Raw genomic sequence first — 22057 nt, forward strand, 5'->3', positions numbered from 1 at the left:
GGCGGTGGCTGACAGAGCGGTCCGGGCTATCGCGTCTTGTCCACGACGGTCTTGCCGCCCTGGATCACAAGCTGCACATTTGCCAGATCGGTGATGCTTTCGGCCGGATTGCCGGACACCACGAGCAGATCCGCCAGTTTCCCGGCCTCGACAGTCCCGAGCCGATCCGACAATCCGAGCACTTCGGAGTTCGTTTTCGTCGCGGCCTCGATTGCTCGCAGCGCCGGGATCTGCTGATCGTTGACCATCATGACCAGCTCGGCGAGCAACCCCCACCCATGTACATCGGGTTGGTGCGCATCCGAACCGACCGCCAGGCGCACGCCGTGGTCGTAGGCGCGTTGGACCAGCTTGTGACCTGCGGTCAGGGTGCGCAGGTCCACCTCTTCGAGCGGCTGTGTCGTTTGCGCACTGACGATCATTGTGGGCGTCACAACCGTGCCCCTCTCCGCCATCAGCGCAAAGGCGCTGTCGTAGGCGGATTCGTCCGTCAACTGCCCCGAACGTGGAATATACATGTGCTCGATATGGTCGACACCCAGCTCGATCGCCCGCATCGCGTCCTCGGCGGTCTCGGTGTGGGCCGTGACTTTCAACTTGTTGCGATGTGCCGCGGTGACAATGGCGGCTATCACATCCCATGGCAGCTTCTGTCCGTTTCCGGCGCCGTTTGGGAACACAATGCCTGACACGATCACTTTGATCAGATCCACGCCTTTCGCCGCGAGGTCATCGACCATCCGGGTCGCCTCGTCGGCGGTCGTCGGCATGCGCGCCGCTTCGGCCGCTGCGGTCGAGTCATTGGCCCACACCGTGCCATTGGGGTGGCCGCCCTTCATCTGGAAGCTCGGGCCACTGGTTACGATCCGGGGTCCTGGCACAGCGTTGCGTGCGACCTCATCGCGTACTTGCAGTGAATCATCGAGAAAATCGCCCAGGCTGCGCACGCTCGTCACTCCGTAGTCCAAGGAACGTGTTCGCGGCACCGCGTAATCATCAGTCAAAGTCCGGCCTCCGAAAGCGGCACTGCTTCCGTTCGGCAATCCGCCCAGGTGTACGTGGGCGTCTATCAACCCCGGCAATATCGTCTTGCCGCGTAGGTCCACAACTGCGGCACCGGTGGGAGTCGGAATACCGGCTCCCAAGGACACGATCCGATCACCGGAGACGACGACCGTCGCGTTCTCGACCGCCGGTCCGCCCCGGCCGTCGATCAGCCGAGCGCCGGTGAATGCCCGGACCTGGGTTCCGGTAGGTGCGGAATCGGAACCCGGTTTTCCGGAGCATGCGGCAGCCATTGCCAAGGGCGCTACCGCCATGCCCATTAGAACCTTTCGGCGCTCAACTGAACCACCGTGTGCCACCAAGGTATGCGTCCTTATGTCTCAGAGAATGGGCCAGCGCGGAGTGCCGGTCGGATGCTTCGGTTCCCCGCTTGTTTGCTGGTTGCTAGAACACACGGTGAATCTCAGGCTAGTGCGCGGCGAAACTGATAACTCTCTGGGAACGCCATCGGGATGGCCCGGAGACCTCATCGGCGCTCGTCCGGTGACCTCCCGCATCCAGTCCGATGGCCTTCCCATAACACCCTCCGTGACCTCGGGTGTTGCGACCACCGGTTGAACCTGAGCAGTTCACCTCTTGGGTTTTCGGTGAGAAGATCCGATCGGCCGGACTACTGCCGTCGTTCGGGACTGTCGGTGACGGGCTCGACAACGCCATGATCGAATCCTTCTGGTCGTCGATGCAGATCGAACTGCTCGACCGCAAGAAATGGAAGATTCGCGTCGTCGACTCGCGAACGCGGCCTTCGGCTACATCGAGATCTTCTACAACCGCCAACGCCGCCACTCCTCCCTCAGCTACCGCACCCCGATCACTTGCGGTTGAGTGGTTCTGTCGAGCCTAGGTTCTGGCTGCCGAGGGATTGATTGAGCCCTGGTTCATGCGCTGCGGCGGCATGAAGATCGTCACCGAACTGTACAAGTGCGTGGCAGCCATGAGCGGCCGGTCGTGCACCGCTTGGATCCGGAGGTTCGAGTGAGCGAGATCGGTGTGACGAACCCTTGGGAAGCACTGCGTGATCAGGCGCAGGGTGGTGCGTTGGAATTCCATCCGCGAGCGGCGCTCGAGGTTGTGGAGGTGGTGGTCGAGCTCCTCGGCGGTGTACTGGCCATTCGTGAGAACGCGACGCAAGTGGAGCACTTCGAACCGCTGTCGAACTTGTCGTCGGGCGAAGCGCTTGCGGTGAAATTCGCGAACAAGGGCGTCGAACTCGGGCGGATCCTCGACGGGCATGTCGCTGTTCTCCGGAACATGATCGAAACTTTCGTCGACGCGGGCCGGCAGTACGCTCGTGTCGAGGATTTGAACGCGGAGGAACTCGGGCGCGTCACCACGCCCCGAGAAGCATCGACCGCGCTGGGACGTTCACCGGAATCCACGCCCATCGCCGGTGACATCGGCAGCGACGGACGTTATCGGGATCCGGGCGATTGGCTGGATCCGGTTGCCGCTCACGAGGTCGACCCCATGTCGGAACAGCTGCGGGAACACGACGAATTCGAGCCGTCCACGATCAGGGACGACATCGAGAACCCCAACGCCCTGCTCTACGAGGACCTCTACGAGCTGGGTCAGAGCATCCGCGCCCAGCAGGTGGCCGACGCGGGCGGGCGTTGGACGTGGATGAGTGAGCAACTCGACGCGATTACCGTCGAGTACGCCAATCGCGTCGATTCCGTGACGGTGGACCAGTGGCGCGGTGCGGGACGTGAGGCGGCCGTCGTGGCTGCGCGGGCGTACGCCGATGGTGTTCGGCAGCTGTCGAACAGCATGGGGCTCATGGCGGACAACCTCGCCTACACCGCGGGGTGGCTGGAAGCGACTCGGGTGAGCATGCCGCAGGAACCGATGAATCCGGCCGGGTCGTCTCGTGCCTTGCCCGCGAACATGGATCCCTACGGCCAGTATTCGATGTCTTACACCGTGGAGGATCCTACTCCTGAGTATCAGGAGGCGCTGCGACAGACGTATGGGGTCGGCATCGATGCCTCGGCCGTCCGGGTGCCGATTCTGCCGCCGGTCGAGTCTGCGTTCGCCCAGGTGCCGGTGCTAGAGCAGGGCGTGGAGGGCGGTGGCGGCGGACAGGGTTCTGGTGCCACGAGTACCGGCACCGAAACGGTGACTGCCGCTGTCACACCGTCGCCGGTTACGGTCGCGGGCGCGGCGATGCCGGTGGCGCCCGTTCCCGCCCCCGGAGGCGGGACGTCGCCTCTACCGACGGTTTACTCGGAACCGGACGCACGTCCGGCGCCGACGACTCCCGCCATGGCGGGTTCAGCGCCGCGCAGCGCCGGGCAGAGTGGGGACAGTACGCGGGAAGTCGCGCGATCACTATCGCCTGATCTCGGTCAGGGTCTGCCTGCGGCTCTGGGGCAAGCAGCTCAACAGGTCTCGGCCGCCCAACGCCCGTCGTCGGGTTCGGCGCCGCCCGCAGCCGCCCGCTCGTTGCCGCACCACGCGTCAGCGGAAGCCGGATCCGGTGCGCGCGGTGCGGGACACTCGACACCAACCGTCGCCGCTCCCAAGCATGACCCGGCCCGCATGGCGAAACTGTTTCCACGCGCGGCCCTGCCTGTCGAACCCGGAGGTGTCGGCGCGGCGGATCGCTTGGCGGCCGCATCGAACTCACCCGGCGTGCCAGGGCCCGCCGGGATGGGTGGCGCCGCCAATAGTGGTGACAAGCGCGACGGGCATCGGCGCGCCGCCTACCTGGAATCGTCGCACCACTTCGAGGAGGCGCTGGGCGAGGCGCCTCGGGTGGTCAACACTCCGGTGATCGAACGATGACGACATGGACACTCGACGACTTCGAGTTCGTCGTCCTGTGGGAACGGTTGCGCGAGGGCTTGCTACCACGCCCTTTCACCTACATCAGCCGGATTCCGCTGGAACGCGACTATCAGCGGGCACGCCGCGAGATCCGGGAACGGTTGCGCACCACGGTATCCGCCGAACTCGAGCGGGCCATCGATGTGGTCGCCCGCCCGGATATCCGGGTGCTCGTCCGCGGCGTCGACGGCAACAACCCCGGCGATCCACGCGGCAGCATTCGGATGCTTGCGGTGCGTCGCGGTGCGAACGGCTATCTGCTGACCCAACGACCGGGTGAAACGATCCAGCACAGTGCGGGTTTCACGATCACCGACTGCGATCCACTGCGCTTGGCCGATCGTGTGGTCGCCGCCCTGCCCGCCATGCCCGGTGGTGGGCACGACGTCGTGCTCCCGATTCCCGACGAGCCGAGCTGCTACGACGACCATGTCGCACCGCCGCGGATATCGGCAGCCTGGCATGACACCCACGAGTCGCTCGGCAGGCAATTCCTGCAACAACAGCCTGCGCGAGTCGGCACGATCGAAATCATCCAGGGCATATCCGTTTTCGGTCCACGCGGTCGCTCCGCGAGACGACTCCACTGGCGAGACCTGCCCGCCGACGGCCGCTACGTGATCCCGAATCGCCAGCCCTACTCTGCCCTTTCCGCCGACAGAGAACGCTTCGTGCGACTGATCAACCACGAGATCGCCGCCGTGGTCTCAGCTATCAAAGACCAGCGATCCTGACTCGGCGGTGCGGGGCGGCCGCCATATTCGTCTTGGCGCCGCGTGGCGCGACTCCGGCAGTCGTAGGCTTCGGGAGCGGTTGAAGCCTGTCGAGCGGGGAGCATCGCCGCGCTGTGCGTATTCGGGGCGAAGCCTCGCCTACCGATGGCCGCCGCGCGAGACCAGATACGACCGCAGCACCACCCGCAGCTCGTCGACCAGAGTGGGCCGCTCATCGGCGTCGGCCTCGACGATGAGCGGCATCAGGCCGCGCAGGAGTTGGATGGCGATGGTGGTGACCCGGTGTCTGTTCGGCGGATCGAGGTCGGGGAAGACCGATCCCACCAACGCCTCGAAGCGCTCATGCAGCGCCGTGTGCGCTGGGCCGACGGCCTCGCGCAGCGGCTGGGGCATGTCGGTGCGGGCGAACAGGGCCTTGAATCCGGGGTGGGCGAGATTGAACTCGACCAGTGGGCCAAGCAGTCGATCCAGCAGGCCGTCCAGGTCGAGACCTTCGGACTCGTCGGGGACGTCGTCGCCGAAAAGTTCGAGCTGGCCGCGATAGTACTCGGCGAGAGCGGCAGCGATCTCATCTTTGTTGCGGAAGTACTGATAGAGGGATCCCGGTGAGATGCCCGCGGCCGCGGCGACCGCGTTCGTCGTGGTCCCCTCGTAACCACGTTCCGAGAGGACCGTCGCGGCGGCGCGCAGGATGTCTTCGATGCGACGGCGGCCTCGCTCCTGACGGCGCACCTCGGGCATGGTCCTCCTCTTGAAAATGCGAGCAACTACTCGTAATATCGGCGATTGCGAGTCTTTGATCGCATATTACGGAGCTTAGCAGAGGGGCCGACCGTGCTCGCATCGTTCATCACCCGCCGTCCTCGCGGCCTGCTCGTCGCAGTGGTGGCGCTGTTCGGTCTGCTGACCGTAGTCGCCACCGGGACGCTGAACAGCCTGTCGCTCAACCGATACGAGAACGCGCACTCCGAATCCGCCTCGGTGCGTGCCGATCTGGCCGCGACGTTCGGCACGGGCAGTCCGAATGTCGCGGTGCTCGTGACGGCGGCCGACGGCGACGTGCGCGCACCCGCCGCAGCGACGGCCGCCGCGCGGCTCACCGATGAGCTCGCGGCCCATCCTGCGGTGGCAGAGGTCCGCTCGTTTTGGCAACCGGGATCTCCGGATACTCTGGCCAGCAAGGATTTTCGATACGGTCTGATCCTGGCTGTCGTCCCTGGCGACGCCGACCAGGTGCGCCGTGATGTGCTCCCTGGCATCGAAACCGATTTGCTCCGCGCGGCTGATCCCGCGATCACGCTGACGCTCGGCGGTGCCGACGAAGTCTTCCGAGATGTCGCCGCGCAGGCCGCCACCGATTTCCTGCGCGCCGAACTGATTGTGATTCCGCTGGTGCTGCTGCTTTTGTGGGTGGTGCTGCGACGGTGGGCGCTGGCGTTGGTGACGATCGGGATCGGCGTCTTCTGCGTGGTCGCCGCGCTGGCGTTGCTGCGTGTGGCGACCATGTTCGTCGAGATATCGACCTTCGCCGCGAACATCGCGCTGGTCTTGGGAATCGGGCTCGGCGTCGACTACGGGTTGTTCATGATCTACCGGTTCCGTGAGGAACTCGGCGCGGGCGCGGCGACAGCCGACGCCGTGCGGTCAGCGGTGAGGGGAGCGGGTCGGACCATAGTGTTCAGCGCCGCGACAGTCGGTGCGAGCCTGGCCGTGCTGCTGGCCTTCCCGTTCCCGTTTCTGGCGTCGTTCGCCTACGCCGGGATCGCCGTCGCCGCGGTTTCGGTGCTCGCCGCGGTGGTGATCCTGCCCGCCGCGTTGCGGCTACTCGGCCACCGCGCAATGCCGCGGCGGCCCGCGGGCGGCCTCGAGACCGGGTTCTGGTTCCGCGCGGCACAACGGGTGATCCGCAGACCGGTGCTGGCCAGCGCCGCGGCGCTACTCGTGCTGGCCGCGCTCGGCGCGCCCGCGCTCGGCGTGAACTTCGGCCCGCCCGACGACCGCGTGCTCCGCGCGCAGCATCCCGTGCGGTCGATGTACGACACGATTCGTGCCGACTTCGCGACCGAGGAGGCCGACGCACTCCAGGTGTACGCCGGCGCGGCCGATCCCGGCGGGCTGCCCGGCTACGCCGCAGCCCTGTCCTCGATTCCCGGTGTATACCGGGTGGATTCGGCCGCGGGCTCGTTCGCGGGCGGCATTGTGGTTGGCCCGCCGTCGGTGGGGATGGCGTCCGACGCGGCGACGTGGCTACGCGTGGTGCCGACAGGCGAGCGGCTTGTGGCCGACCCAGTCGGGCTGGTCGCTGAGATACGTTCGATGCAAGCGCCGTTCGAGGTGCGGGTCGGCGGCTATCCCGCAGAGCTGGCCGACTATCGCGACGGTGTGGCGGCCCGCCTGCCGCTCGTCGCGCTGCTCATCATGTTCGTCACCTACGCCGTGCTGTTCTTGATGACCGGCAGTGTGCTGGCCCCATTGAAGGCGGCGGTGCTGAACATGGTGTCGATGTCGGTGATGTTCGGCGTGCTCGTCTGGGGTTTTCAGAACGGTGCGCTGGCAGGCCTTCTCGGCTTCACGCCCACCGGCAGCATCGAGCCGAGTATCCCGATCCTGATGTTCTGCGTCGCCTACGGCTTGTCGATGGACTACGAGGTCTTTCTGCTGTCGCGGATCAAGGAAGACTACGACCGCACCGCAGATCCGGTCGGCTCCATCCCACGCGGCATCGCTCGCTCGGCTCCGCTGGTCACGGCCGCCGCACTCATCATGGCGGTCTCGTTCGCCGTGTACGGCACCGGCGAGGTGGTCTTCCTCCAGCAGCTCGGACTCGGCATGGCACTCACTGTCGCTGTCGATGCCACCGTGGTGCGCGGCGTGCTCGCGCCCGCGCTGATGCGGTTGGCAGGCCGGGCGAACTGGTGGGCACCCAGACCGCTGCGCAAGTGGCACGACCGCATCGGCCTGCGTGAGCAGGTAGGTCCAGAGCCCGCGGTTGGCCGGGAAGATCTGCTGGTGTGACCCACGGGCATTGCAGTCTCATACGTCATAGAGACGACATGAATATCGTATTTTCTCAGCGGCTTGTGGAGGGGCAGGATGAACCGGTCCGCGATATCCGAGTTCTTACAGTCGCGACGGGCCCGAATCCGGCCGCAGGACATCGGCATCCGCGATGGGATCGGTCGGCGCCGAGTGCCGGGACTGCGACGCGAGGACGTCGCGCTATTGGCAGGCACGAGCGTGGACTACTACGTCCGGCTGGAACAGGGGCGGTGCGCGAACGTCTCCGACGCGGTGCTCGACGCGGTGGCCGGTGCGCTGCGGCTGGATCCCGATGAACGCGAACACCTGTTCCGCATCGCCCGACCGCGTCGTACGCTCGCCGGGGCGCGCCCATTGCCGGGTCCCGAGCTGTGGCGGCTGCTCGACTGGATCGCCGCGCCGGCGCTGGTGGCCGATCACAGGTTGGACGTGCTCGCCTGGAACCGGGCGATGAGCCGCCTTGTCGCCGAAGATCATGGGCCCGCCGCGCGTACGCCCAATCTCGCACGCATGCAATTGGTGGATCCGCGCTCGCGTGAGCGCTATCCGGATCAGCGGGCCAACGCGGCGGTGCTCGTCGCCTACCTGAGGGTCGCAGCGGGCGAATTCGCCGACGACCAGCAGCTGACCGCGCTGATCGATGAATTGCGTGCTTGCAGTGCGGATTTCCGCCGTGAATGGGATGCCTATCCGGTGGGCGTCAGCGCGCACGGCGCGGTCACCGTGGCGCACCCGACGTTCGGCACCCTCGATTTCATCTACGAGGTCGTCAGTGCCGCCCCCGATCGGCGGCGGTCGCTGTGGGTCTATACCGCGGCGGCGGGGACGCGCGAGGAACAGGCGCTAAGAGAACTCGCCGCGGGATGAACATCGAGCTACTCCAGCCGTAGTCCGCAATGTTGTTTCGTAACAGCAGCTTGGCCCGGGTTATAAGCATCTGGTGGCGTCGTCGGTCGGGGTTGGAGCAGGCTTCCGGGCAGGTAGCGGACGGCGGGGGTAGGGCTCTCGTCGGAACCCAGTTGCGGTCGCGATCGTTTGTGCGCGGGGACTATTGGCGCCATTGCCGAGTAGGAACGGTATGGCCGTTGGCAGAGTCGGCCGGGGGCAAATCAGCCCGTAGACCTCATCGGGCGCACCCTACAGGTGATCAGGATGATTCCGTGGGTCGGGCGTCGCCCCAGTACTCGTGTAGGGCGCTGACCCGGTCGCCGCGGATCTCGACGATGATGAGTTCGCGGTTGCGGTAGCCCGCGGTGGTGGGGGAGGCGCCGTGCGATTCGTATTCATAGATTACTCGTGACCCGGCGACGTCGGTGCGTACGCGGTTGCCGGAGACGCGGTTGCCGGAGCGGGCGTGGAACATCACCCATTCCTCGATCTTGTGTCGTCCCGCTGCGCCGGTGAAGAGACCGCGGGCGGGGTCTTCGGGGAAGAGGAAGCTGAATTCGTCGGTCAGTACGGCGAGGAAGGGCTGCCAGTCGCCGGTGCGCCAACCGGTATCGAAGCGGTCCATAGCGTTGTCGGCGACGCGGCGAACGTGGTCCGAGGTGGTCGACGGGTGTTGGGCCGCGGGGTTCGCGGTTGTTGTGCAGGCGATCATCGTGGCGGCGACCAAGGCCGTGAGGCAAATTCGCGTGGCCGCGTGGCGTGATCGTGTGGATTGGCGAGATAGGGATGCGGGTTGATGCGACATGCCGGACTCCTTTGTTGGCCGCCCACTGCTGAAAGCCAAGGCCTGCCTGCGGGTATGCCGGGCCTTCGCGGGGAAGCCCAGTGCGCGAGCGCGCTGGTTGGTGTGACGTCGGATGGGTTCGCTTGTCCGGCAATTCTATTGGGCGACCAGTGTGGAGCCAGGGCTTGCCAGGACCTGGAGCCGCGAGGTCTGCTGTGCTGCTCGAGGCCCCACGCACCACCCGGTCGCCTGCGGAGAACGCCTCCCTTCTCCGGAAGCCCGGACGAGACAGTGCTCGATGTTCAGACCTGCCACGTGCAGTCGTTGTGCATCACCGCGACGGCATGCCGGCGCGGTGCGAGACCGGGCTGTCGCTGCTGATCACGCCTGAACCTACCGCCCCGGAATCGCCGATGCCGGCCGCTGTGTTCGAGTCGTCGGTTGGATGATCTCAGCAGTTCAGGTGCTCGAGGGTTTGGCAGAGTGTGATGGGGTTGGCGTACTCGTCGGTGTGCACCATCAGGCCGTCCTTCCAGTCGAAACGATAGATGTAGACGTTGCGGTACGGGCGGCCGTCGGCTGTGACGAAGTCCCCGTTGGCCTGCGCGAAAGACGTTCCCCCTCGCTCAGCCACGCTGATTCGTAGATCGGTGAACCGCATGGACTGAAAGTTCGTAACGACTCCGCCGATGTAACCCAGGATCTCGTCCTTGTTGGCGAAATGAGCCGCCGGTTCCAGCGCGCCGGAAAATGACATCGGGATGGTCAATGTGGCGTTCTGATCGATCAGCGCATCGATGGCGTCCAGGTCTTTTCGTTCGAATGCCTCGAGGAGTGCGCGGGTCGCTGCCTCGGTCTTCCGCTCCGGTCCCACATCGGCTGGTACTGAGGGTGCGTTGCCGACCATCAGAGCCAGGGTGCCCGCGATGAGGGCGACAAATGTGTGTATGCGCATGACAATTCCTTAGTGGTACCGCGCCTCAAGTGAGACGCAGTATCACTATAAGGGTTCGATGTCCTCTTGGCTAGAATGGTCCGGTGGATCGGTCGGATCAGCTGGAGACATCGCTACGCGACCGCAAGCAACAGCGTGCGCGGCAGGCGATCGTCGAGGCGGCACATGCTCTGTTCGCCGAACGCGGTTTCGACCGAGTAACTGTCGCTGACATAGCCGCCAGGGCGGAGGTCGGCCGGGCGACGTTCTTCCGATACTTCGGCGACAAACAGGAAGTGGTCTTCGCCGACAGCGGCCGTGATCTGGAGGAGGCCCTGGCCGAAGTCGAGCCACCGCTGAACGGCGCCCCGATCGGCGACTCGTTCCCCGCTGCGCTGGCGTTTGTGCGCGCCCTCGTTTTGGCGTTTGTCGGTCAACTGGTCCAACGGCCAGGGGAATACCGCAAGTATGAACGGTTGATCGCCGAGCAGCCCGAACTGCGCGCCCGCAGCCTCGTCAAGCAGCGCGGCTATGTGGACCGGATCACCGCCGAGTTGACCGAACACGGAGCCGATCCGGAGGTAGCGGCACTGGCCAGTGAGATCGGCATGGCCTGCTATTTCGCGGGCCGAGCGGTGACCGACAACGACCCACGTCACCTCCTCGCCGCGATAGCAGCCGCCTTCGACCGGTTTTGGCGAGAGACGGAGTCCGGCGGCGGCGCGTCCGGTTGAGCGGTTGTTCGACCGTGCGGTCGGCGCGACGAATACGCGGTCCTGTCTGGCGTCGGCAGCGTCGCGCCGCCCTTTCCGTCGCTTCGCCGTCGGCTGCGTGGTAGATCAGGTACCGGCTTGTGTCATGAGTCGACGCTCGAGCTCGGCGTTCACGGTATGGGAGAGGGGCGTGGAACGGAGTCGGTCGTTTGGATGATCTGGCCGGTGACGAATCTGCTCCAGATGCCGAGTTCGAGTGGTTGGCCGGGAAGGGCGAAGGATTCGAGGTAGCTGTGGGTGCCGGTGTGGTCTGTGCGGGTGGTGCCGAAGGTGACTCGGAAGCGGGTGGTGGCGCTGCGCTGTTGCGGCGGTAAGGGTGACGGGAGTAGTTCGTCGAGGCCGACTCCGTAGGGGCTGCCAGGGTGGCCGGTGACCGGTTCGAGGGTGTTTTCGAGGATCGCGCCGGTGGCGGGGATGGTGATCAGGACTCCGTGGTCGCCGTTGGAGTATCGGGTGTTGAAGACGAAAACGTCGGCGGTGGTGGCGGGATGGATCTCGGCGGTCCCTGAGCCGACTTGGGAACCGGTGGGGCAGCCGGCGATGCCGTGCGTGGCTAGTTCGGTACGGCTGCAGACCGGGAACCGGTCGGCGTTGATGCGGATCGATTTGTCGAACAGGAAGACGAATTGGGTTGCGGCAGACGGCTTTTCGCCTGATTCGGTGCGGCTGGTGCGGTCGAATTCGACGGTGATGCCGGTGAAATACCCGTGATCAGGGGTGACGGTCGCGGTCAACGTGTCGAAATTGACGGGACCGTCGACGGCAGCGTCTGCCGGTGCGGCGGGACCGCCTGGAGTCGGTGGTCCGGGGCTTTCGCCACCGGCGGCTCCGGGTGCGGCGGAGAGCAATGCGGTGCAGCCGATGACCGCGGCGATCGTTGTCGATGGCCTTCTCATGGAGTCCTCCTGGTGTTGTCGACTCGTCCCGGGGTGTGGTGTGGTCAGGTGGGGCAGGTGTCGGCGCGGGGTGGTTGTAATGCGGTGATGGTGAATGGAAGTTCGGGACGTTGGTTGCGTTGCCCGATGTTGTATTGGCTGTTGACGATCAGCAGGCGGCCCTCGGCCATGCGGGCGGTGCTGGGGTGGAGGAAGTCAGGATGCGTGGTCGCGCAACGCAATTGGGCGCTGGTATGGTCCGATGACAGGTGTAGCAGCGACACCTGTGGTCGCGGGTTCTGTGGTGACAATCCGCCCTGGACGACATACAGGTCGCTGCCGGAGACGACGAGACCGTCTCCGCCGAACAACCGAGTGGGGCCGAGATCGACTTCGGTCACGTCGCTGGTGCGGGTGTCGATGCGGTACAGGCCGCCGGTCATCGAATGCACCGCCAGCAGCGTTGTTTCGTCGACGGCGGCGATGCCGTTGAGGTTGTGCCCGTCCACCCGCGGCACCGTGGTGCCAGTCAGGTCGAGCCAGGTGTGCAGCTGCCATTGCCCGCTGGATTCGGTGACTCGGTAGATCACATGTGCCAGGGAGTCGGTGAGGAAGGCGGTGCCATCGGGTGTGATGGTGATGTCGTTGACGAATCCGCCGTCGATGCCGGTGAGGGTGGCGAGCAGGACTCCGGATCCGATGTCGTGGATCCACAGCCGGTTGGTCGGGCCACCGCCGATGAAAAGCCTGCCACGGTCATCGGAGACCAGCCCGCTTGTCGTTGTCCGGCCCTCGGCGCCGCCAGGAAGCCATTCATGCGCTTGCGGATCGTCCGGGTAGCCACGGAATACGGTGCCGTCGCGGGTGCTGCCGGTGAAGAACGACCCGCTCGCATGGTCATAGGCCAGCCCGCCGGGGAATGCGGAATCGCCGGGCACCACATACTGCTCAGGTCGCACCGGCTCCGCCTCGGTGCCACAGGATCCCAGCACGATGGCGAAAACCGCCATCACTGTCGCGACCCGGCCCCTGCGCAACCGTCGTGTAGGTGCCACCGAGCGAGTTCGAATCCTCATGTCCCGCAACGGTATGCCCGCGCTCCGGCGATATCCAGGACCGCGGCAGACCTGGTAGAACCAATCCGATTGTGCTAGACGCGCCGGAGTGTGACGCAGATCAGTGTGGCCGGGCCGGCGCCGTAACTGGTCACCATGATCCTGGGACAGCGAAAACCAGGATCGGCGAAACCTGGCACTGGTTACGTGCGCGTGCGATCCTCGCTCGCATGGAGCCGACGCCGACCGCTCTGACAACGGGAGGGCGCCGACACGACCACGGCGTCGGCCACCGCGGTAGGAGCCAGCGGCATTCTCATCGCTTGTGTGAGGAGTATGTCTCGTGGTGGCGGGCGCTCAGCGGTCCGCGCAAAGGTGACTCGAACCCAGCCGCCCACAGCCGACTGCGGAGCTGTTATCGACACGAGGTTCGGTCGGCGCGGCTACCGCCGCGGTTGTGGTCCGGTGTAGCGCAGAATCCACAGGCCTTGGTTCTTGTCGGTGATATAGATGAAGCCGCGGCGGTCCACGACGACGTCCTCAGTTTGTGTAACCAGGGCGTCTTCGGGCATGGGTCCGTATCGGCGGGTAGGTTCCGGCGGCAGGAAGTACCCGGTCTCGCGAACCAGGCGGGGATTGGACACGTCGTAGATCCGCAGGCCGGCGTTGAAGTGAGCGATATAGAACAAATCGCCTTGCGGTTGCACATCGGGGTGGTGCTGGTTGTGGTTGATGTTGTGCGGACCACGCCACCCACCCCGGGTGGCGAAGTCGGCGTAGGGCGCACCAGGCGGCGGCACAGGCTCAGGGAACAGCGACAGCAAGTACGGACTGGTGGGGTCACGGATGTCGACCACCGAAGCGTGGTGCGTTGCGCCGTCGGCGTAGGTGGTGTGCTCGGAGTTGACGAACGCGATCCCGTGTTGCGGCAACGGCAATACGCTGTGGACGCCGAAGCGGGAGTGAAACGGCGGACTGAACGACAAGTGGCCGACTTGCCGGGGGCGCGCGATATCGGAGATATCGAGCACGATCATTCCCGCGCCCCCGTAGGGGAGGTAGGCGAGACGGCCGTCGATGTAGGCGGGACCATGCAGGGACACGTCGTGCCCGCTCGAGCAGCACGGCGTCGGGAAGTCGAGATGGCCGTCTTGCCGGTCGCGTGGTGCGCTGGCGGGCTCGCCGCCTGCGGCGTGCTGGCCGGGAACCCACCACCTCCCGGCCTCGGTGGGCGCGGCCGGATTCGAGATATCCACTGCGACATAGATATTGCCGCGGTAGCCAGGCATACCCGCGGCCAGATGCGCATACCTTCCACCCGGGTAGTGGTTGCGATGGGTGCCGCTACCGCCGGTGCGGAAATGCCCGAGCTGCTTCGGCCGGACCGGATCGGCGATGTCCCACAGGTAAATTCCTTCCTCGAACGCCGCGATCGGGTCGCCACCGAAGTTCGGGAACACCTTTTCCAGGGCTGTCACCATCAGATCGCCGGACAGATCGACCTGCAACGTCCACGTGTCGACCGGACCGGGCACGAAGGCCGCGACTTCCGGTCGAGTCGGATCGGTCACGTCCACCACACTCCACCCCGAATGCCACACATGCCCCACGTACAGATACCAGCGCCCACCTTTCTGCCGAATCGCCATCTTGAATCCGGGCCGGTGCTCGAGATCGCTGTATCCGACGGCCTCGACATTGTGAGCTGCGCCCCCCGGCGAGCCCGGAACCGTCGGACCGGAAAGCTGGTGTGTCCCGGCACCGAAAGCTCCGGCCATTACAGCCGAGCTGCGCAATACATTTCGCCGCGACAACTGAGAATCTGTCATGGGCGGACTCCTGCCGTTGTGCCGATGTGTCTTTCGACAGTCCCAGCGGGCAGTGCCGACACCCAGGCCGCGCCACTTCCTCGGATGAATCTACCGGGGGACCGGCGATACCACCCTGAACGTTCCCACAACCTGACCGAGGAGTGACGACATGGCTGCCCATCCGGATCTTGGAGCATTCCTGAAATCCCGGCGGGCCCGGATCACCCCCGCCGAGGCCGGACTCGCCGACGGACGCGGTCGCCGCCGGGTCCCGGGGCTACGCCGCGAAGAACTCGCGCAGCTGGCGTCGATCAGTGTCGACTACTACATCCGGTTCGAGCAGGGCCGCGCAGGCCGGGTCTCGGACAGCGTGCTCGACGTCATCGCCGATGTACTGCACCTCGATACCGACGAACGCGACCACCTGACCCACTTGGCCCGACCCATGGCCAGACCTGTTACGCCGCCGACTCCGCAGCGGCCGCATTCCGGGCTGCTGCGCGTGCTATCGGCCCTCGACGCCCGGCCGGCGTTCATCCTTGGACGCCGCATGGAAGTGCTGGCATGGAACGCCTTCGCGTGCCGACTGATCACCGACTTCGACACCCTTCCCGCCCGGCAACGCAACCTGGCGCGGCTGGTACTGCTCGACGAAAAAGTCCAGCGCCTATACCCCAATCGCGACCTGGCCGTATCCAACGCTGTGGGCTACCTACGGCGCGACCTCGGCCGTCACCCCGGCGATCTCGCGCTCGGCGCACTTGTCGACGAACTCTCCTCGCGCAGTGAGGAATTCCGCGAAAAGTGGGACCAGCACACCGTCCGGCGCAAGGGACACGGAATCAAGCAGTTCGATCATCCACTTGTCGGAGAATTCGAACTCACCTACGAATCTGTCGAACTTCCCGGCGAGCACGACCAAGTACTCGTCCTCTACACCGCCGACACCGGCACCCTCGCGGCAACCAAACTCGAGCTGCTAACCCCTCCGCCGCCCTGAGGTGTGGCATGCGGGCAGTAGAGGGACCCAGACTTGCGAACTCCGAGATGGCCGTCTGGTTCACAGGCATCTCCAGCGGCTGGTGCGCGGCGGGGGACTGCTGCGAGCGCGGCGGGTTGGCTCGTTCCAGTGCCGCATTGAGCCGGTAGGCCCCGCCGGTCCACCGAGCGCAGTCGAGGCGCTTCCGCCGCCGCGGGGCCGGGCTCGGAAGGCGCTCCCGGCAGGACGCACGCTCGCCGCCATGGACAACACGAACCACCGCTGTCTCGACCCCCGACCGGGCCTGCCGCCAGGCAAGATCGCCTTCATCGCCGGCGCAGGTCGCGGTATGGGCGTCGCCAGCGACACGACTGTTCGCCCGCGACGGCGCTCGCGTCCTGCTCGCGGCCCGGACCAAAACACAGCTCGAGGCGGTGACCGCCGAGGTCCGCGCGGCCGCTGACGCCGCTTTACACAGTCTGTGATCTGGCCGACCGACCCAGCATCCAACGCTCACACCCTCGTCCGCGTGCAGCCGACGCCACGAGATCGTCCAGGTCGGCCGCTTGGTGCTCAGCAACCGCGCCTCCCACGTGACCGGGCCGGTCCTGCCCGTGGACGGCGGGATGGCGGAGCGAACGGGCCAACGGTGGGTCCTCAGCCATAGCGGGATTGTCGCGGACCGGAGGTCGATGAGTTGTGTGGCCCCAGACCAGGTCCGGAGAGAAGCGGGCGCGAGAGCAATTGCGGCGCGATGTCAACAGTACAGCGGGGTCCTGGCGAACCCAGGTTCAGCAGACCACAGGCTTCGCAGGGCGCTGGCTAGTGCGCAATCGTGGCCCGAAGATCGTGTCACGCTGCGGGATTCATGGAAGCGCGACGGCGCGGCCCGCCTTCCGCGGAGTTGCTCCGGCATGCGCGAATGGCCGAGGGGACCGCCGGCCGCGCCGAGACCGACCGCATTACAGGATTCGCGGCGCGGCGCACGGCGGCGAATTGCGTGCTCGATCATCGTTTCCGCAGGTGAATTTCTGTGGTTAAGGCATGTGTCCCCCTCCGGACACCAGTGCAAATCGGCCCCGGCAACTTCGGTTGTCGGGGCTGATGCCGTTTGCAGAGGTGGAGGGTCTGGTAGAGTCCGCTCGGTTGGATCGGCGCTCTCGCGGTGTCAACCGCCGGGAATGTCGCCGAGGGAGTCGATGAGCTCGCAGCGCAGCAATCCGCGCAGCAGGTACTCGCGTGGCGAGGGTTTCCTTGTGCGTTCCAGGCGGCCGCGGACGCCGTTTCCTGTGCTGGCGCGTTGTCTGCGGATGAGTTGGGCTTGGGTGAAGGTTTCGACCGTGGCGACGGCGGGATGCGCGGGTTTCTTGGATCGGATGATGCGGTGGTTGGGGGAGCGGCGAAGGCGGGTGATGTGGCCGGCGGCGACATCGTCGGGATCGAGGAGTTCTTCGTGTTTGTTCCAGCGGCCGAAGATGGCGTAGCCGGTGTAGCGAGGGTTCTGCAGGATGGCGGAGACGGTGCTGGCTTGCCAGCCGTCTTGGGATCGGTGCCGGTTCTGCTCGGGTCGGTGTGCGGACGGGCAGGGGATACCCTCGCGGTTGAGTTCGTGCGCGATGGCCTTGTCGCCGCGACCGGCGATGTAATCGCGGAAGATTCGTTGGACCACGGCTGCGGCGGCCACGTCCAGTGACAGGATCCGCAGCCGGGACCCGTCGGAGGCCCGGTTCGGGTTCGGGTGTGGTGGACCGTCGACAACCGTGTAGCCGTACGGTGCACGGCCGCCTTGATGGCGACCTTCGTTGAGGACTTGGGCGTCCATGCTGGCTCGGGTCCGCTGTTGAACGTGCTGGCGTTCGGACTCACTCAGGCCACCGAGCATGCTCATCATGATCGAGTGGGTCACGTTGTGGGGATCGAAGCGTCCGCCCAGTTCGGGCACCCAGACCTCGACCGCGTGGGCCTGAATGCGAGGCGCCACGAGACTGAACTGGTTGCCGAACCAGCAGATACGAGGTTTCGGGATCTTGGTTGTCCTCCCAATGCTCAACATCAACCCCAGGATGCTCACTCGTTTGGCCGAGATCGAAGAAGACCTGGTCGCACAGCGGGCGCACGCCGAACAGAAATCCTGGCTCGGCGAGATCGAAGGGATCGACCTGACGTTGTCCTTCCTGCGGCCGCAGCGCAGAGAAGAGCGATTGGCACGGCTTGCGCCAGCCGGGCCGGTCATGGTCACACTGGCACCGCCGCCGCGCACCGGATAGAACACATTCACGCCCTTGCGGGACAGCCCAAATTGGTTGTCCCGCAAGGCGACACATCAACCCAGCGGGGCCATCCACGGGACCGCGTTGCTCGCGAAGCTCTGCTTGACCGGCACCAGGTCGGAATGGTCATCGAGCGCCGTGATCGTGACTCCCACCAAGCCTGCTTCATCGCCCTTGGACGCAACCGACGACCCACACGCCGGACAGAATCCCCGACCGATCCCCGGGAACGTCTCGAACCAGATCGGTTCCCCGCCTGGGCCCGTCCAAGCGAAACCTTCCTCGGGAAAGGACACCCACGACATCACTGGGCCGCCTGAAAGCCGCTGACAGTGCTCGCACGAGCACAGGTGAGGGAAATCCGGGTCACCGGTCGCGGAGAACCGGATATTGCCGCAGAGACAGCCGCCGTTCACGTCGCTCCTTCTTGTTGGGCACCATGCCGTTTCATTCGAGGCCGCGCGATCTGGTCGCCGATAGCGCCGCTGCTCGGCACATCCTTCGCCGTCGCGACACCGCGCGGGCACGGGCAACTCTGTCACACACCCGACGGCGAGTCCGCTCGCATGGTGCAGAGAAGCGGCAACATCCGATGTGAGGCTTCGGGCGAGCTGACTTTCCCTCATCTTTGTTTCGTCCCCCCTGCCAGAAATTGTCCGGCGGAGCTATTCTGCGCGGTGTCGACGTCTGCGCTGGAAACGGGATCGCTCAGCAGCCGCCTTCCCATCGTTACGAGCCGGCGCCCGGCGACTGTTCGCAACTTATTGCGGTGAGCCGGTGCTCGATTGTCCCCGGATGGCATTGCCGCACAGTATCGCGCGCATTCGGCCCCGACCGGCGTCGTGGCTCGGCGAAGTACATCGCTGCGCTTCGACGTCGTCACCTGTGTCTTTCCGGCCGATCGAGCGCAAGACATGATGGAGGCCTACGGGAACCTCACCGAGCAGCTTCACGCGCGGTGGGGCGTCCTGCGCTATGTGCCCTGGCCGGAGTCGCCGTTGTCGACACGTCGGCGCCGCGCCGCCCGCAACTCGGGGTCCAGACGTTCACGCATGAAGGGGTCGGCCCCTGGGCCCGCCAAGAAGGCGAGGTCGACGGTCGAGAGCGGGCGTCCGCTGTGCTGGTCCATGAGGCTGGGCACGATCTCGTCCCCGGTGTCCCGATCGGTCAGGACAACACTCGGCGCGTCCGTTCCCGCGTGTTTGCGGCCCCAGGCGTACAAGGCGACGATGACCGGGGAGAGGTCTCGGCCCTTGTCGGTGATGAGGTACTCGTAGCGGGGCGGGGACTGGCTGTAGCGCCTGCGTTCGAGCAGCCCGGATTCGACCAGTGCGCGCAATCGCCTGGTCAGCATGTTCGGGGCGATGCCGAGGTTGTGTTCGAACTCGTCGAATCTGGTGAACCCGTCCAGCGCGTCGCGCACGATCAGCAACGTCCACCAGTCGCCGACATACTCCAGAGCGCCCGCTATCGGGCACCCCATCGCTTGGAAACTCGTTCGTCGCACCCTCTGATCCTTTCACGACCCCATAGTAACTTGCATAATAGTAGTCACTAGTTCTAGCGTTGGCGCCGCGGCCGGATCTCGAGCCGCCACATCTCACCCCTGGTGAACGATCGAAAGGCGCACTTGTGACTTCCTCTACCGACAGCCCCTCAACCACCCTGGTCATCGGCGCGGGCGGGCGACACGGTGGCACCGGTTCACATGTCGTGCGGCGTCTGCGCGAACACCATCACAAGGTGCGGGTGCTGGTACGCACCGATGACGAACGCGCACAACACCTTCGCGCCCTCGGCGCGCAGATCGTCGTGGGCGATCTGCTCGATCACCGGACGTTGGGCGCGGCCGTGCAGGACGTCGACACCGTGTATTTCACCTACCCGGTCGCTCCCGGCATCGTGCAGGCCGCGGCCGATCTGGCCGCCGCGATCCGGCACGCCGCGACCACGCCGCGACTGGTGGTGATGTCCATGGGGGTCTCGGCCTCCGACAGCCCCAGTGGACTGGGACGCGCGCAATGGGCCGCCGAGGAGGTGCTGTCCTGGGCGGGACTGGAACCGACGATCTTGCGGATCCAGGCGCTGTTCTACGAGAACATCGTGCTGCTGCACGCCGGATCCATCCGCCGGACCGGCGGCTTCGCCAACAGTTTCGGCGATGCCGCGGTGCCGTGGATCAGCGGTCTCGACGCCGCCGATCTCGCCGTGGCCGCCCTGACCGACCCGGCCCGATACCCTCGCGGCGCCACGCTCTACCCGCTGGGGGCGGCCGTGCACAGCCACGCCGAAATCGCCGCTCTCATCGGCGCCGAAACAGGGGCACCGGTCCGATACACCCACATCCCCGCCGGGCAATGGCAGAGCGAACTGGAAGACCTCGCACACAGCGGCGCCGAATCATCCGTCAACCTCGCGATGGCACAGCATATTTCGACCATCGGTGCGGGATTCTCCCGGCTGCCCTCGGCCCCGCCGACCGATGCCGCCGCGCTCACCGAGGCCCTCGGCCGCACGCCGCAGACGTTCACCGAGTTCCTCCGCGAGCACCGCCACCACTTCGTTGCAACCCCCGGCCGTTGATCCATCGGACACGGAAACTGTTCAGGCATATGCACCCTTAGTCCGGAGAAAGTAGTTCCAGATCCGCGCTGACTGCGGGATATCGGTGCGGACCCACAATGGGTCCTCGCTGTAGGGCACTGGTGGTCTCCTCGTCCGCTACGCCGAGCGGCCGTGGTTGGCGGCACGGTCGAGTTCGGCGCGCAGGCCACACAGCGTCGCGTGCAACAGTTCGAGGTCAACGCTGGTTGGGATCGCCAGGACTTCCGTTTCGCTCAACAGCATGTCGGTGATAGTTGGGTCCTCGCGCTGGCGGGCGGGAGAGTCTGTTTCGGTGGCGGCGTCCATTTTGGTGCTCCTGATGAGTGGTAGACGAACTGCCGGTGCACGGAAGCTGTTGCGCGGCAGTTCGTTCTGGCGTCAGGCGAGTTGGGCGGCGCGCAGGATGAGCTCGATCTGGGGTCTGATGCCGGAGATCGTTGCCTGGATGCCGTTGTCGTGTTGCACGGTCATGCCGATGACCACGGTGAACAGGAACGACACCGCCAGGTCGACATCGAGCTTCGGCTCGGATGGATCGAAAGTGACTGTGGCGGTGAGTAGTTCGGTGATCGCGTCGCCGATAAGGGTGAGGCATGATGGGCGCACCTTCCAGAAAACGAAAGAACGCCAGACCGGAGCTGACGCTCCGACCTGGCGTTCACGGGGACGGGAAAGGCAAAGCAACTACGGCGCAGGACGAGACATCGCAGGCAGGCCGAGGTTTAGGCCGCCACAGGCACTGCGGTCGCCACCGCGAGCGCGGCGTCCTCGAGGGCGAGGAGCCGATCCTCGGCGAGCTCGTACCAGCGGGCTTCGAACCCCTTGCGCGCCTTGGGCGCCACCACATCCGGGGCTGAGACGAAGAACTCCTCCAACCGCGGATAGCTCGTCGACGGCGCGGTCAACCAGACACGGACGTGCTCGCCGTCGACCTGCGGGCTGATCCGCAGTTCGGCGGCGAGGCGATGCAGCAGCGCCGTGGTGTGGGCGCGGTCGCCGCGGGCGATGACCTCGACCGCGCGCCACGCGCGGGCGGGAACGCTGTAGCAGCGCCGCACCCGATACGCCGCCCACCGGCAGCGGTCCAACTCCGCGGCGGCCAAGGCCAGAACTTGGTGTGCGCCATCGCGGCGCAACCGATTGGTCAACGACTTGCCCGGCCCGAACAGCCCCGAGTTGCGGTTGAGGGCGAGCGCGACGTACTCATCGACCAGATGCTTGAACGCCTCGGCCGGGGCGGCTTGGAAGCGGGCCAGCTGCTCGGGCCAGCTCGGGCGGGAGACGAAACGACAAGTTATTGCGAATATCTGATAACGATCGCCGACAGGCCTCACCGAGTCCGTGTCAGGTGTAGCCCGGCTGGACTGATGGCGACAGCCCGAGATGACCTCGGGCTTGTCGCTTCCGGCTGAATACT

Annotated in this window: 21 protein-coding genes and 1 pseudogene; 8 read left to right on the forward strand and 14 right to left on the reverse strand. The window is 65.8% G+C overall.

Annotation, left to right across the window (positions count from 1 at the left end; all coding sequences use genetic code 11):
* Positions 1 to 26: 26 nt before the first annotated feature.
* Positions 27 to 1319 (reverse strand): amidohydrolase family protein, encoded by a 1293-nt coding sequence (locus NAM01S_RS34320; protein ID WP_169810899.1) that lies wholly within the window; start codon positions 1317 to 1319, stop codon positions 27 to 29.
* Between the two features lie 311 nt (positions 1320 to 1630).
* Between NAM01S_RS34320 and NAM01S_RS24625 the strand changes: the two are divergent.
* A pseudogene (locus NAM01S_RS24625) lies at positions 1631 to 1890 on the forward strand (integrase core domain-containing protein); the annotation flags it as partial.
* Between the two features lie 15 nt (positions 1891 to 1905).
* Here NAM01S_RS24625 and NAM01S_RS35305 read toward each other — a convergent pair.
* Positions 1906 to 2298 (reverse strand): hypothetical protein, encoded by a 393-nt coding sequence (locus NAM01S_RS35305; protein ID WP_157107892.1) that lies wholly within the window; start codon positions 2296 to 2298, stop codon positions 1906 to 1908.
* Positions 2299 to 2316: 18 nt separating this feature from the next.
* Between NAM01S_RS35305 and NAM01S_RS24630 the strand changes: the two genes are divergently transcribed.
* Positions 2317 to 3852, forward strand: coding sequence for a PPE domain-containing protein (locus NAM01S_RS24630; protein WP_157107893.1), 1536 nt, complete (start codon positions 2317 to 2319; stop codon positions 3850 to 3852).
* Positions 3849 to 4628: an ESX secretion-associated protein EspG gene (locus NAM01S_RS24635; protein WP_067789198.1), complete on the forward strand. Its 780-nt coding sequence runs from the start codon at positions 3849 to 3851 to the stop codon at positions 4626 to 4628. The genes NAM01S_RS24630 and NAM01S_RS24635 overlap by 4 nt, the downstream gene beginning before the upstream one ends.
* A 138-nt stretch (positions 4629 to 4766) precedes the next feature.
* Here NAM01S_RS24635 and NAM01S_RS24640 read toward each other — a convergent pair whose 3' ends face one another.
* The gene (locus tag NAM01S_RS24640) at positions 4767 to 5369 is read right to left on the reverse strand and encodes a TetR/AcrR family transcriptional regulator (RefSeq protein ID WP_067789200.1); all 603 of its coding nucleotides are present in this window, start codon (positions 5367 to 5369) and stop codon (positions 4767 to 4769) included.
* 45 nt (positions 5370 to 5414) lie between these two features.
* Here NAM01S_RS24640 and NAM01S_RS24645 point away from each other — a divergent pair, with 45 nt between their 5' ends.
* Entirely contained in the window at positions 5415 to 7643 is a 2229-nt protein-coding gene (locus NAM01S_RS24645) for an MMPL family transporter (protein ID WP_218018457.1), read from the forward strand.
* Positions 7644 to 7721: 78 nt separating this feature from the next.
* Complete coding sequence (locus tag NAM01S_RS24650) at positions 7722 to 8534, forward strand: helix-turn-helix domain-containing protein (protein WP_067789205.1); 813 nt, start codon at positions 7722 to 7724, stop codon at positions 8532 to 8534.
* Between the two features lie 280 nt (positions 8535 to 8814).
* Here NAM01S_RS24650 and NAM01S_RS24655 read toward each other — a convergent pair whose 3' ends face one another.
* Together NAM01S_RS24655 and NAM01S_RS24660 are read right to left on the reverse strand one after the other, a co-directional pair.
* Positions 8815 to 9282 carry a nuclear transport factor 2 family protein gene (locus NAM01S_RS24655; RefSeq protein WP_067789208.1) on the reverse strand — a complete coding sequence of 156 codons (468 nt, stop codon included), beginning with the start codon at positions 9280 to 9282 and terminating at the stop codon, positions 8815 to 8817.
* Between the two features lie 508 nt (positions 9283 to 9790).
* Positions 9791 to 10246 (reverse strand): nuclear transport factor 2 family protein, encoded by a 456-nt coding sequence (locus NAM01S_RS24660; RefSeq protein WP_169810900.1) that lies wholly within the window; start codon positions 10244 to 10246, stop codon positions 9791 to 9793.
* A gap of 131 nt (positions 10247 to 10377) precedes the next feature.
* Between NAM01S_RS24660 and NAM01S_RS37570 the strand changes: the two genes are divergently transcribed.
* Positions 10378 to 11007 carry a TetR family transcriptional regulator gene (locus NAM01S_RS37570; RefSeq protein ID WP_067789214.1) on the forward strand — a complete coding sequence of 210 codons (630 nt, stop codon included), beginning with the start codon at positions 10378 to 10380 and terminating at the stop codon, positions 11005 to 11007.
* A gap of 149 nt (positions 11008 to 11156) precedes the next feature.
* Here NAM01S_RS37570 and NAM01S_RS24670 read toward each other — a convergent pair whose 3' ends face one another.
* The 3 genes from NAM01S_RS24670 to NAM01S_RS24680 form a co-directional block, all read right to left on the reverse strand.
* Complete coding sequence (locus NAM01S_RS24670) at positions 11157 to 11942, reverse strand: hypothetical protein (protein WP_067789217.1); 786 nt, start codon at positions 11940 to 11942, stop codon at positions 11157 to 11159.
* Between the two features lie 44 nt (positions 11943 to 11986).
* A complete protein-coding gene (locus tag NAM01S_RS24675) occupies positions 11987 to 12997 on the reverse strand; it encodes an NHL repeat-containing protein (protein WP_157107894.1) in 1011 nt (336 codons plus the stop codon).
* Between the two features lie 422 nt (positions 12998 to 13419).
* A complete protein-coding gene (locus tag NAM01S_RS24680; protein WP_218018458.1) occupies positions 13420 to 14625 on the reverse strand; it encodes an LVIVD repeat-containing protein in 1206 nt (401 codons plus the stop codon).
* 331 nt (positions 14626 to 14956) lie between these two features.
* On the opposite strand from NAM01S_RS24680, the gene NAM01S_RS24685 reads away from it, so the two are divergent.
* Entirely contained in the window at positions 14957 to 15787 is an 831-nt protein-coding gene (locus NAM01S_RS24685) for a helix-turn-helix transcriptional regulator (RefSeq protein WP_067789226.1), read from the forward strand.
* A gap of 1147 nt (positions 15788 to 16934) precedes the next feature.
* Here the strand turns inward: NAM01S_RS24685 and NAM01S_RS24690 are convergent.
* The 3 genes from NAM01S_RS24690 to NAM01S_RS24705 all read right to left on the reverse strand — a co-directional run bounded on the left by NAM01S_RS24690 (position 16935) and on the right by NAM01S_RS24705 (position 19543).
* On the reverse strand, positions 16935 to 18080 hold the full coding sequence (locus NAM01S_RS24690) for a recombinase family protein (RefSeq protein ID WP_255284332.1): 1146 nt from the start codon (positions 18078 to 18080) through the stop codon (positions 16935 to 16937).
* A gap of 9 nt (positions 18081 to 18089) precedes the next feature.
* Positions 18090 to 18662, reverse strand: coding sequence for a GFA family protein (locus NAM01S_RS34330; protein WP_084483260.1), 573 nt, complete (start codon positions 18660 to 18662; stop codon positions 18090 to 18092).
* A gap of 347 nt (positions 18663 to 19009) precedes the next feature.
* The gene (locus tag NAM01S_RS24705; protein WP_084483261.1) at positions 19010 to 19543 is read right to left on the reverse strand and encodes a winged helix-turn-helix transcriptional regulator; all 534 of its coding nucleotides are present in this window, start codon (positions 19541 to 19543) and stop codon (positions 19010 to 19012) included.
* A 125-nt stretch (positions 19544 to 19668) separates the two neighbouring features.
* Between NAM01S_RS24705 and NAM01S_RS24710 the strand changes: the two genes are divergently transcribed.
* Positions 19669 to 20619, forward strand: coding sequence for an NmrA family NAD(P)-binding protein (locus NAM01S_RS24710; RefSeq protein WP_084483262.1), 951 nt, complete (start codon positions 19669 to 19671; stop codon positions 20617 to 20619).
* 138 nt (positions 20620 to 20757) lie between these two features.
* Here NAM01S_RS24710 and NAM01S_RS24715 read toward each other — a convergent pair whose 3' ends face one another.
* The 3 genes from NAM01S_RS24715 to NAM01S_RS24725 form a co-directional block, all read right to left on the reverse strand.
* Entirely contained in the window at positions 20758 to 20946 is a 189-nt protein-coding gene (locus tag NAM01S_RS24715) for a hypothetical protein (protein WP_067789240.1), read from the reverse strand.
* 72 nt (positions 20947 to 21018) lie between these two features.
* A complete protein-coding gene (locus tag NAM01S_RS24720; protein WP_067789244.1) occupies positions 21019 to 21246 on the reverse strand; it encodes a hypothetical protein in 228 nt (75 codons plus the stop codon).
* 116 nt (positions 21247 to 21362) lie between these two features.
* Positions 21363 to 22057, reverse strand: a 695-nt coding sequence (locus NAM01S_RS24725) for a hypothetical protein (RefSeq protein ID WP_373862692.1), incomplete at its 5' end; no start/stop codon positions are given.

This window comes from Nocardia amikacinitolerans NBRC 108937 (assembly GCF_001612615.1).
In the GTDB taxonomy this organism is placed as follows: domain Bacteria; phylum Actinomycetota; class Actinomycetes; order Mycobacteriales; family Mycobacteriaceae; genus Nocardia; species Nocardia amikacinitolerans.